Raw genomic sequence first — 12,004 nt, 5'->3', positions numbered from 1 at the left:
TACACACATGGACAATCATAAAAAAAACATATTACTTCAAAATTGTAATAATCTTGAACCAAATCAAATAATTTCAATAGTTCAAACAGGACAAATCACAATTGAAGAATTTAAAGCTGCTGGTTTGAGTCAGAATATAATAAACCAGATTTTAAGCTCTCTAACTACCAAAGAGCAAGCTGAAGACAAGGCTGCAAAAAAAAGTGAGTTACTTGAGAAAGTTGTAAGAGGAAGAGTAAGTGCCGACGAAATTAAAGCAAATATTAATAATGGAAACTTTAGTTTTGATGATTTACTGGATGTTGGTATACAAGAAAAAGTAGTAAACTCATTAAAACATTATTGTAATTCAAATAGAATTACTATGTTTAGAAACATTAGCCAACTTCCCCCTATGGAAGAAGGCAGAACAGATGTTTATTTTGTTGGTGTTCCAGGTTCTGGTAAATCTACTATGTTGTCTGGATTATTAAATGTAGCCAACAAAAGTGGTGTGTTAATGCCCGACATTTATAATAATGATGGTAGTATTTATCAAACACAATTAATATCTGACTTAAATAGAGGAGTGCTTCCAAATGCAACTGCATCAGGGTCATACAATTATGTTGCCCTCTCTTTAAAAGATGAAGATGGAGCCAAACATCCTTTTAATATTGTGGAAGTACCCGGTGAAAACTATGTTAACATTTTCAATAATGGAGATGTTGGTGAATTTTTAAACTACATTTCTAATAGTAATAAAAAGATATTAATTTTTGTAGTTGATTCTCTGTCGCATGACACAGGATATAATGATTCTAGTAATCAGTTAGATCAAAATTTAGTGTATGTAAATATATTAAATATGTTTAAGTCTAATGGTGTTTTAAATCAAACCGATGCTATATACATAGTAGCCAATAAGTTTGATGCTATAAAAGCATCAAGGTATGCAACTAATAATTCTAGCGATGATTCTTTAGCATTTGAATTTTTACAAGATGAGTTTAAAAATTTAATTGAGAATTGCAAAGATGCTCGAGACGAGTCTAAAAATAAATTTAAAATAAAAGTCCTTCCATTTTCAATAGGAAACGTTTCTTTTACTTCTATTATTGATAATTTTGACAAAGAATATTCTCAAGTAGTTATTGATAACTTAATAGAAGATTCGTTTGTTGTAAAAGGATCAAGATTTAAACTTTTTAGTTAATACAACATTAATATAAATAAAATTATGAATCAATTTGGATTAATTATACAAGAAACTACTGCAGGATCTAATCAGCAATTTGTTTCTTCACATTTAGACATTAATAGCCCTGAAATAAAAGAAACCATTACCGATGAAAGAACTTTAGCATCCCAACTAGCTAATTTATCTGATGTGTATTCGGTTCAAGTTACCAAAAACTATAAGGTGTATTCATTAATTGTTACCAATTTAACCGACTTTTTGGGTCGCTCTGGTTATTATGCGATTCGTCTTTATGGGCCTAAGGGAGTTAACCTTACAAATTTTGAAAGTATTTTAGCCAACATAAAAGTAAAATTCAATAATTATACAATTTCAAATACGCTTAACAATCAAAATTATGATGCTATTTTATCTAGTATTTTAATTGTTGAAAACGATAGAAAAGACATTGTAGCTCTTAAAAGTCCGATGAACTTTTTTTATTATTTTGATGATTTGAATTCAACTTTAAGTACGGTTTTCAATACTAAAGGGGTTCATTTAGTTCATAAAATATATGCTTTTAACAAGAATAAGGCAGTTAATGAAAGTATTGCACTTTCAAGTGGTTTAAAATCGTTTTCTCAAATAAATGCTTCTCAAAAAGAGATTAATATTGTTAATAATTATGGGGTTTTAAACGAATTGAAAATTAATGACCAATTGGTAGATTTTAATCCAAACCTTACTGAATTTAATGTTTTGTGTCAAAATAATGATGTTTTGGTTTATAATTCAAAAGATGACAAAACCTATAAAACCATCACTAATAATTTTATTTCCATAGAGAAAAAATTTATACCTAAGTCACAACCTCAAAACACTTATAATAAATCAACTACCAACAAGAAGAAAAACAATGAAAATGCAATGTATCTGATTGTAGGGTTTATGGTTTTGCTAATTGGAAGTGGTATGTTTTATTTTTTAGATAAAGATACCCCATCTGATGTTCCAGTTACTGTTACTGATGGAACAGGAACAGGGACAGGAACAGGAACAGGAACAGAAACAGGAACTCAAAACCCTCCTAAAGATAAAGTTAAAGGTTTTGAATTTAAAAAAAATCCGTATAAAAAAACGAGTGATTTTGAGTATACCACTTCGTATAATAATAAGTTAAGTAAATGCAAATTTGTTTTTACAGGTCCTAAGTGGTCATATTTTAAAGAAAACAAAAATTCAGCGATGGATTTTTATAAAAAAACGCTTATTAATTTTGATTTGACACCTGAAGAACAGGAATCTTTTATTGGGGAATTAGAGAAAATGTCTGGACATCCAATTTTAGAAGAAGCAGAAACAAAAAACGCAGCTAAATCAGTAAATGAAAATAAAGCCGCAACAACACCTAAAAATAATGATACTCAAAAGGAAAATACTAAAGTGAAACAAATTAAAAGTAAAGTTAAACCAGCAGAAAAAAAACCAGCAGAAAAAAAAGTCACAGAAAAACCGGATGAAAATAAAATATAGCAATATGATAAAAATAGCAGATAAAAATAGAAGTTTTGTGTTATTAATATTTACACTTTTTATTGGAGTATTCTTAATAGGTGGTATGCTTTTTTATGAAACAGATAGTCCTGTGATTGAAGGAGGGCTTGATGGAGGGCCTGATGGAGGTCCAGAATTTAAAAAAATAGAAATTAAAATAAGCGAATTAAAAAACAAAACGTTTGACCCGAGTTGCTTTAATACTATAAAAACAGAAATAGATTCTTATTATGATTTAGGTATTTATCAAAGTTCATCTAAAACATATTTAACAACTAAATTAACATCGGTATATTCTGATTTAGTATTTAATCAAACTGAATTATTTTTAACAAGTGATATTGGAACCAGTAAGGAAGTTTTAAGTTGGCTAAATCAATTGCAAAAAATTACTTCAAAAACATCAAAAATTGATAATTATAAAAATCAAATTAATGCTTATAATTATTACTCAATTACTTTGTCTAGAAAAGTAAATAATTTTATTTCTCCAGATACAACAAAATTTAATGAGGATATATATAAAAAACTTTTATTTGAAGTGAAAAATATGCCAAAATTAAATGTTAAATACAAAAACAGATATAAGTTTAATTCAATAAAAATTAATTTAAATACTAAATTAGATAAATTTAAATGTGAGTGGGCTACTGGTGGTCCTTGTTAACAAATAGAAATTAATACTCCTAAAATATGAGAAAATATTGCCTTATTTTAACAATAGTTTACAGTTTTACTTTTGCCCAAACAAAAGATTATTCTAAATTAAGCAAAGATGAATTAATTAATATTATTAATTCAAATGAAAAAGAAATAAAAAGTTTAAGAGAAAAACTAGTTATTGAAAAATCTGCAAAAGATAAATTAGAATCTAAGCAGAGTTTCTCTATAAATTCTGAAATTGCAGAACTTAAAAAAAGTATAAAAGAGACTAACAGTGTTTTTCTTAGAGAAATGTTTGATAATAAATATGTAAACAAATCATATTTAATGGAAACGGATTTAGGTATTGATGATATTTCAACACGTATTGAAAACTCTAAAATATTAATTACGAGTATTTTATTAGATGAAACAAATAAAGATGTTTTTGAAGTTTGTAAAAAAGCACTAATTTTTAATCAAAATTATTTGAAATTATTTGAAATTAGAAACAATGTCTTAAATCAAAAATACGATGTTCAAAAAGTTACTACCTCTATTAAAGAAATTGAAGATTTACCTATTTTAGATGAAAATTCAAAATTGGACGTAACAAAAAACAAAATTCGTAATTTATTAAAAAATTATCTAGAAAATACATGTTTCTTGAAAAAAACCCTAAGTGATTATAAAAGAGGCGGAGAAACATCAATAATGAAACAAAAATATTCAGAGCTTGAAAAATCAGATCGTTATAAAGATTATCCTTATCTAATAAAAATTATTAAAAAAATTAAAAATAATATTAATGATTATACTAATGATGATTTACAGCCTTGCGAGGAAGTAAAAACAACTACAACTGATCCGGTAAAATCAGAAGGGGTAAAAGAAGGCACTCCCACAAAAGAGAATGATCCGAAATCTGGAAAACAGTAAATAAATACATTCATCAAATAAAAAAAAATGAAAATAAATATTTTAACGTTATTGAGTGTTTTTATAACATTGCTTTCTTGTACTAATAATAAAGAACAAGACAAAAAAGCAATTGAAAAAAGAATGATTGAAATTGCAGATTCGGTATATGAATCCAAATCGAATTTAAAAAACAGTGAAATTACTTCAGATATATCTGAAGAGGGTAGTAGTATAAAAAACAGTTCAAATACTCTAATTTTCTCTGATGGTTCGGGTAAATATCAAATTGAGATTAATAATTCAAAAATTACTATTATTTATCAATACTTGAATTATGAGAAAATGAAGCCAGATTATGCTCAACTAATCAATAAAAAAATAGTTGTACCCAAAGATAGAATTTCTTATGAAGGTCAAAAAACAGATGAAGTATATAAAATAGAAGGAAAAAAATTATGTGTATATAATCCGGAATCTGATTTATATGATTATTATGACTTTCAACCAAATAAATCAACTTGCGCATTAAATTTATATTTTTAATTAATTATAGAAATTTATTAATATTAAAAAAAACAAATAGATGGTTACTAATACAATTCAAGGTCTGAATGAGCTAATAAAAAATAGACTAATAGAAAAAAAAGGCAATGTTAAATTAACTGAAAATAAAGACATTATTCTATATGGTGAAACCTTAGGCATTTCAGAAAATCAGTTGTTGTTTAAAATAATTGAAATTGGCGAAACTATTGATTGGGAAAAAGAAAACATAGCAATACCTGAGTCTTTTTCTACTGGATCTAACTCGTCAACTTTAACTAATGTTATTTATTGTAGTAAATGTAATGCGGCAAATGATAAAGGAGTTGCTATTTTTTGTGGGGATTGCGGCACAAAATTACTAACAGAACCTATTAGTCAACAGAGTCAAAATTACCCTCCATCTACTATAAAAAAGAAATCTAAAATGCCAATTATCTTGGGTGCTTCTGCTTTGGTAATTGTGGCTGTTTTAGTTGGTGTGTTTTTTTTAATTAAAAAAGAAAATGCAACACCACCAGTAGTAGTTCCTTCTGAAACCACTGATTCAAATCAAGTTCAGAGTGACGAAACTCCTATTTCTGAAACAGATACAACAAGTATAGTGCAGCCGACTTTAACGCTTACCAATCAAAATGATGCCTTGAAAATTCTTTCAAAATATTATTATGATATTAATAATTCTAATTTTGATGCCACAAATTATTTTAGTGAAAATGTATCACAATTCATAACAAAACGAAATGTAACACCCAATGATATAAATATTCTTTTTAATGAAAATGACGAGTTTGTTGAAGCTCAATCTCGCATATTAGATAACAGAATAATATTTGAAAGAACCGAAAACAATATAAGTTATTTTAAATATTGGGTAGACTATAATTGTTATAGAAGGTCTAAGAACAAATATCAATTTTGTAAGGTTAATGTTGAAGTTGGATTTAATGAAAATAATAAAATTGTATCCTACAAAGAATTAAAAGTTAGAGATTTAAGATTTGAAGACGTTGAAAAATATAATTAGAAAAATATAATTTAGTAATTTAAATAAAAGCTATGGAATCTATTGAAGGCTTAAATGAACTGATTAAAAAAAGACTTATTGAAAATAAGGGTAGTATTAAGTTAACTGAGAATATTGATATTATACTGTATGGAAAAGCCATTGGTATTTCAGAAAATCAATTGTTGTTTAAAATATTAGAAATTGAAGAAACTATTGATTGGGAAGCTGAAAAGCTAAAAGAACAAGAGTCTGTTGAAAAGCCAACTTGTCCAAAATGTAATTCTGTTTTTAGTTCGGATATTAAATTTTGCATTAATGATGGTGTAAAACTTGTTTATCCTGATAAATTAATACCAAAGTGCGTAATTTGTAAAAAAACCTATACAAATGGTGCTAAATTTTGTTCGAACGATGGTGGCGCTATTAAATTAGATGATGATGTTCTTTATCAAATTGAAGCCAATGAACCTTCAATAGAAAACACGAATACTAGTTTTCAAGAAAATAGTACTAATGGCACTACTTCGCAACAGCCAATTTATAATTTTCCTAAAAGATATAATAAAGCGCCAATTGGGAAAAGGTTTTTAGCTTATCTTTTAGATGCAATAATCACTTTAGCTTTGTTTTTACCATCATTTTATTTTCTTTTTAATATTTATTATGGATTATTAACTGACAATTATTATTATGAAGGTTACGATAGTAATTCTAATATAAAATTATTTGTTGGTATAGCTTTACTTATTTTACCTTTAATTTATTCATTAATCAAAGATGGTATTGGTGAAGGGCAAAGTTTTGGTAAGCGCGCAGTTGGCTTAATGGTTATAAATGTTAATACAAATACACCATGTACGAAATTGAATTCTGTAGGAAGAAATATCCTTTTTAGTATGATATCGAACATACCTTTTATTGGACTACTATTAGAAATAATTATGATTTTTGCAAATCCTGAAGGCAGAAAGTTAAGTGATTTAGGTGCTGGAACACAAGTAATTGATGTAAATGAATATAAAAACTCATAAGTTAAATGTTAATTTATAACATAACTTTGTGAATATTTTTATAGTGGAGATTTAGTTACTTGTATGATGCCCTGGTGAAATATTTACTGTTTTTAGAACGCATTATAATGTAACACTCTATTGTATTTGTTATTTAATACTTAATTGAAATTAACGAGGACACCGTATTTGTGAATTCGAAGCTCCTTAAGCGTAAAAATGAAACAAATAAAATTAATTTTTTAGTCTTTTAATGCAGTTAAAACAGATTGCTCTTTGAGGTACTTTTTCAATTCATCGAAGGAAAATTGGATGTTAATATGTGTGTCTAAATTTTGAATAGCATGTGGAAATTCAAAATAATGGTCCTTATAAATTACTAGTTTTCCTTCTTTGATATAAAATGTATCAAATATAGTCTCGGGAACTTCATTTACAGAAAATGCATTATTATATGTTTCCCTATCTCCAAAAGCATTAATCCATTCCTCCTCAGTAACGTCATTATAATCTTTTTTATGGATTGATAAAGCGCTTTGAATACGTTCTCTTATTTTAGCTTTAAATTCATTCAAACGATTGGAATCAATTTCATTTATCAACGCGATTTCTTTTTTATTACTCAAATTAAATACGTGATATATAGTTCCAGAAGACAAATATGCACTCATATATTCCCAGTAGTATGATACACTTAATATGTTTTTTTGAGCAAAGAGAATTTCTAATTTTGGAATTTTATTAGTTGTTTGATTTTTATATTCATTCATTTCATATAAAAGTGATGCATTATCTAAAAGCATTAATTGATTGTTTTTTGGAATTATTGCAGTCTGTTTGTATTTTGAATCCGTTTGAATTAAATTAACTTTTAATTGTTTCTTGCTGTTAGGTTTATTCCAAAATCCTTTTAGTGAATTACCCGAAGGAACCAAAGTAAATATTCCAGTTATGATATTTTCTTTACTTTTTTCTTCAATTATCCAGGTATTCCCATTTGTTTTTCCAAATAAATTAATACTGCTTCCGTTTTTTTTATAAAAATACGAACCTGAAATAGTATTGTTTAAAACATCCAGATTGATGTCTACCCATATTGGAATGTTTTCTTGAATATACCCTTCATAAGATTGTGCATTACAATTATTCCATTTTGTTACAACTAGGATTACTAATATTAGTGCTATTTTTTTCATATTTATTTGTTGAAGTATTACGGATTTATTTATTTTAAGTATTTGAATTTAAGATATTTATGTTTTATGCTAAATTAAACTTTTTTATAGAATGTTTAGTGAATTATTCAAATTTAAACTTTTTTTATTTTAAGAGTACAGCTATTATCAAACAATTTCGAAAAAATATATTTTTATGATACTCATTTACCATTGATGCTATCATATGATACTATAAAAGGTTGTTGAGTAAACGAGATGCTGAAACGCGTTCAGCAGGACAGCATTTCGATTTACGATTTACGATTTTCGATTTTCGATTTACGATTTGGGATTTGGGATTATTCGTTTCCCTTCGTAACCCAACTTTTATATTTTTTGCTCATAACTTTTTTTGCAAATGTTATTTTCTAAAAGAATACTTGCTTAATTTTGTGGTATATGAAACAGGCAGTGTTGCATTACACCAATACAAAAACCATATAAAACCGTAATGAAATTAAGAAGTTTACATACTACCACGCTATTTGAGTTTTACGCACCAGATTATACTACCGCATTAGACATTCCTTATGTTGATGTGGGTATTAGTGCGGGTTTTCCTTCTCCAGCTGATGATTTTATTGAACTGACTATCGATTTAAACAAGCATTTAATTAAGCATAAAGACAGCACGTTCTTTGCAAAAGTGAAAGGACATTCTATGAAAGATGCTGGTATTTTTGATGGCGACTTGTTGGTGATTGATAAAAGCTTGTCTCCTCAGGATGGTAAAATAGCCATTTGTCAGATTGATGGGGAATTTACCGTAAAACGCATCAAAATTGAAAAAGATATCGTTTGGTTGGTCGCCGAAAATGAAGACTATAAACCTATAAAAGTCACTGAAGAAAATGAATTGATGATTTGGGGGATTGTGGTGCATAGTATTAAATCTTTTTAATTGACAATTGATAATTGATAATTCGTAATTTCCAAATCGTAAATCGTAATTCGTAAATCAAAATGTTTGCCTTAGTAGATTGCAATAATTTTTATGCCTCTTGTCAGAGGGTGTTTGAGCCACATTTAATTGGAAAGCCGGTAGTGATTCTTTCTAATAATGATGGTTGTGTGATTGCGCGTTCTAATGAGGCTAAGGCGTTAGGGATTCCGATGGGGGCTCCGGCGTTTGAGTTTAAAAAGTTGTTTGAAGCGCATAATGTGTTTGTTTATTCTTCTAATTATGCGTTGTATGGTGATATGAGTAGTCGCGTGATGAATATACTGACGACTTTTAGTCCTGATATTGAGGTGTATAGTATTGATGAGGCGTTTTTGAAGTTTAATGGGTTTGATTTGTTTAACCTGGAGGATTACGGCAAAACCATTCAGAAGACGGTTACTAAAAATACGGGGATTCCTATTAGTGTAGGATTCGCACCCACAAAAGCTTTGGCAAAAGTAGCCAATAAAATAGCTAAGAAGTTTCCTGAACGTACCAAAAGTGTTTATGTGATAGACACGGAGGAAAAACGTATAAAAGCCCTTAAATGGACTAAAATTGAAGATGTGTGGGGAATTGGTAGGAAACACGCGAAACGTTTACAAGCGGTGCAGGTTTTTAATGCATATCAATTTACGCAATTGTCTGATGAGTGGGTGAGAAAACAAATGGCTGTGGTAGGGTTGCGATTAAAGCACGAATTGGAAGGCAAACCGGCCTTGGATTTGGAAACCCCAAAAAGCAAAAAGATGATTGCTACGACTCGGTCTTTTGAAAAATCGCTAACGAAATTAGAGGCGATATCAGAAAGGGTTTCTACATTTACCGCTTCTTGTTCGGAAAAATTAAGACGACAAAATAGTCATTGTAGTATGATTATGGTGTTTGTACAGACCAACTATTTTAGAAAAGACCAACCTCAATATTCAAGAAATATCGTAATCAATACCGACTTTCCAACGAACTCGACTATTGAGTTGAATCATTATGCGCAAATTGGATTGAAAGCTCTATTCAAAGAAGGGTATCATTATAAAAAAGCTGGGGTGATTGTTATGGGATTAACGCCAAACGACCAAACGCAGTTGTCGCTTTTTAATACTTCAAATCCAAAACACCAACCGCTGATGTCGGTTGTAGATAAGCTGAACCAAAGCTACGGGAAGAATAAAATTAAATTTGGAAATCAATCGTTAGGCAGACAATGGAAAATGAAACAGGAACAGTTGTCGAAAAGCTATACTACACGGATTGATGAGGTTGTTGTGGTGAGGGTTTAGTTGTTTGTCCTTCGACAGGCTCAGGATGCGGGGTTTTGTTTGTTGTTTGTTGTTTATAGTTTGTTGGAATTTGGAATTTGGAATTTGTTGTTTTGCCACGGATTAAGGGATTAGAGGGATTTATTTCCTTCGACAGGCTCAGGAAGGAGAATAGCTAATTTTGAAATAGTTGGTTTTACTTTGTAAAGCGGATGATGGGTATTATCGAATTATTGATAGTGTTTTTTTGGGTTGTTTTACGAATGCTATGCCATTCCAATTGTATTGGGATATAACACTTTGCCCAGATAGTTGAAATCCAGTCGTAAGATAAACGAAAAGCGTATGTTCATTTTCTTCTAGGAAATAAATACTTCTAGAAAACGATTCGGTTTTTCTGGTTTGGTATTCTTTAATGATTGGTTTTTTTCTTGGTTTTTTTGGATTTCTTTTGTCAACTATAAATTCCCATTCAAAACAACCAATTTCTGTAATAGTATCAAAAGATTCTCCATAATATTGAAAAAGCCAAGATGTCATGGTTTTAGTTAAAAAGTGGGGTAGTGCGTTTTTTGGCGTTGTATTCACAATAAATATTTTAAAACTTCATCCCAATTTGGATACTTTTCTGAACCAAACTGAATCCATTCACCTTGAAATTTGTCGGCACCATTATTTGCTCGGTCATCTATAAGTATATCACCTCTAATTAAATCTTTTCGATGTGTTAGTATAAGTTTTCTATTAACTATATCACCAAATTGTTCTTCTAACCACAGTCGCTTATCTGTCCAAGCCGTCGGATTGTTCCAAGGTGCCGTGCTTAAAAAATAGACTTCGTATTTATTTGAATTCATTAGATTTTGTACTGCTGTTACCGCTCCTTCAATAGGTTGTAAGTTTCTGAAAATATGCGGTATAGTATCTGGATGTTCATCGTAAGGAGGAATTTCCTTTAATGGATGGGAATGCATTGCCGATATAAAATCGGCAATGACACCATCTAGGTCTATGTGTAGTAGTTTTTTCAAGTTATATTTTGACACAACTTTTAATTCTTATTTTATCCGCTCCTGGAAACATGGAATTACACCATGCAGCCTCAACTGCTTCTCTGCCTTTGCCACTAGATGTACAATTTCTAAAAGTATCCGAATCCATCATAGTTTCAACTTCCTCGCCTTTAGAATAATTTCCTCTAATTACATCTACTCTAACTTTAACTTTAAACATCATAATTTAAAAATTTAATATTTTACCTACTCCTTTTTTATGTTGTTTTTCGGTTTGTTTCAACAGTTTTTTCTGTTGTAAGTAAAACAATAATTATTAAGTTTTACTCCAATTGCCACCCCGGAGAAATTCTAATTTTACATCTTCATCACAATTTTTACATTTCGTCCCAGTCCAGGAAATTGTAAAACAATTGACACAAAGTACCCCGCAGGTTGGACAATTCGCTCTTTTATCATTTTTTGACGAAAAAAATTTCTCTTCCTGTATTGAATTGCAATTATCACATTTAAATTTACCTCTTCCCATATCATATAATTTTATATTAAACCTACTCCTTTTTTATGTTGTTTTTCGGTTTGTTTCAACATTTATTTAATATTCTCTTTGTATTCCAAATCAACATTTCTCTATAAACTAAAGAAGTTGCACCTCCAGAAAGTTGATTAGCTAAAACTACAGGAATATCTTTGTAAAAATAGCATCCTAGATCTTCGTGTAAATTTTCGGA

At 29.1% G+C, this 12,004-nt stretch carries 13 protein-coding genes; 9 read left to right on the top strand and 4 right to left on the bottom strand.

Annotation, left to right across the window (positions count from 1 at the left end):
• Positions 1–7 precede the first annotated feature (7 nt).
• The 7 genes from ABWO04_RS02135 to ABWO04_RS02105 are packed head-to-tail and all read left to right on the top strand — an operon-like array spanning position 8 to position 6,862.
• Positions 8–1,195 carry a TRAFAC clade GTPase domain-containing protein gene (locus ABWO04_RS02135; protein WP_353076888.1) on the top strand — a complete coding sequence of 396 codons (1,188 nt, stop codon included), beginning with the start codon at positions 8–10 and terminating at the stop codon, positions 1,193–1,195.
• A 24-nt stretch (positions 1,196–1,219) separates the two neighbouring features.
• Positions 1,220–2,695, top strand: a complete 1,476-nt coding sequence (locus ABWO04_RS02130; protein WP_353076886.1) for a hypothetical protein — start codon at positions 1,220–1,222, stop codon at positions 2,693–2,695.
• A gap of 4 nt (positions 2,696–2,699) precedes the next feature.
• Entirely contained in the window at positions 2,700–3,383 is a 684-nt protein-coding gene (locus tag ABWO04_RS02125) for a hypothetical protein (protein WP_353076884.1), read from the top strand.
• Between the two features lie 26 nt (positions 3,384–3,409).
• Positions 3,410–4,297, top strand: coding sequence for a hypothetical protein (locus tag ABWO04_RS02120; RefSeq protein ID WP_353076882.1), 888 nt, complete (start codon positions 3,410–3,412; stop codon positions 4,295–4,297).
• Between the two features lie 27 nt (positions 4,298–4,324).
• On the top strand, positions 4,325–4,822 hold the full coding sequence (locus ABWO04_RS02115) for a hypothetical protein (protein ID WP_353076881.1): 498 nt from the start codon (positions 4,325–4,327) through the stop codon (positions 4,820–4,822).
• 40 nt (positions 4,823–4,862) lie between these two features.
• Entirely contained in the window at positions 4,863–5,849 is a 987-nt protein-coding gene (locus ABWO04_RS02110; RefSeq protein WP_353076880.1) for a zinc ribbon domain-containing protein, read from the top strand.
• 32 nt (positions 5,850–5,881) lie between these two features.
• Positions 5,882–6,862, top strand: a complete 981-nt coding sequence (locus tag ABWO04_RS02105; protein ID WP_353076879.1) for an RDD family protein — start codon at positions 5,882–5,884, stop codon at positions 6,860–6,862.
• A gap of 221 nt (positions 6,863–7,083) precedes the next feature.
• Here the strand turns inward: ABWO04_RS02105 and ABWO04_RS02100 are convergent, their stop codons facing one another.
• Positions 7,084–8,037 carry a hypothetical protein gene (locus ABWO04_RS02100; RefSeq protein WP_353076877.1) on the bottom strand — a complete coding sequence of 318 codons (954 nt, stop codon included), beginning with the start codon at positions 8,035–8,037 and terminating at the stop codon, positions 7,084–7,086.
• A 472-nt stretch (positions 8,038–8,509) separates the two neighbouring features.
• Between ABWO04_RS02100 and ABWO04_RS02095 the strand changes: the two genes are divergently transcribed.
• Positions 8,510–8,959 carry a LexA family protein gene (locus ABWO04_RS02095; protein WP_353076875.1) on the top strand — a complete coding sequence of 150 codons (450 nt, stop codon included), beginning with the start codon at positions 8,510–8,512 and terminating at the stop codon, positions 8,957–8,959.
• Between the two features lie 62 nt (positions 8,960–9,021).
• Complete coding sequence (locus ABWO04_RS02090; RefSeq protein WP_353076874.1) at positions 9,022–10,281, top strand: Y-family DNA polymerase; 1,260 nt, start codon at positions 9,022–9,024, stop codon at positions 10,279–10,281.
• Between the two features lie 201 nt (positions 10,282–10,482).
• Here ABWO04_RS02090 and ABWO04_RS02085 read toward each other — a convergent pair whose 3' ends face one another.
• Genes ABWO04_RS02085 through ABWO04_RS02075 form a run of 3 tightly spaced genes read right to left on the bottom strand, consistent with a single transcriptional unit; the run spans position 10,483 to position 11,496 of the window.
• On the bottom strand, positions 10,483–10,848 hold the full coding sequence (locus tag ABWO04_RS02085; protein WP_353076872.1) for a hypothetical protein: 366 nt from the start codon (positions 10,846–10,848) through the stop codon (positions 10,483–10,485).
• Positions 10,845–11,291 carry a 5' nucleotidase, NT5C type gene (locus tag ABWO04_RS02080; RefSeq protein ID WP_353076871.1) on the bottom strand — a complete coding sequence of 149 codons (447 nt, stop codon included), beginning with the start codon at positions 11,289–11,291 and terminating at the stop codon, positions 10,845–10,847. Before ABWO04_RS02080 ends, ABWO04_RS02085 begins: the two co-directional genes overlap by 4 nt.
• Before the next feature lies 1 nt (position 11,292).
• Entirely contained in the window at positions 11,293–11,496 is a 204-nt protein-coding gene (locus ABWO04_RS02075) for a hypothetical protein (protein WP_353076869.1), read from the bottom strand.
• Positions 11,497–12,004: the final 508 nt, after the last annotated feature.

The organism is Flavobacterium sp. (assembly GCF_040382755.1).
Lineage (GTDB): Bacteria > Bacteroidota > Bacteroidia > Flavobacteriales > Flavobacteriaceae > Flavobacterium.
Note: the sequence above shows the minus strand (reverse complement) of the source record. Positions and strands in the feature narration are given on the sequence as shown.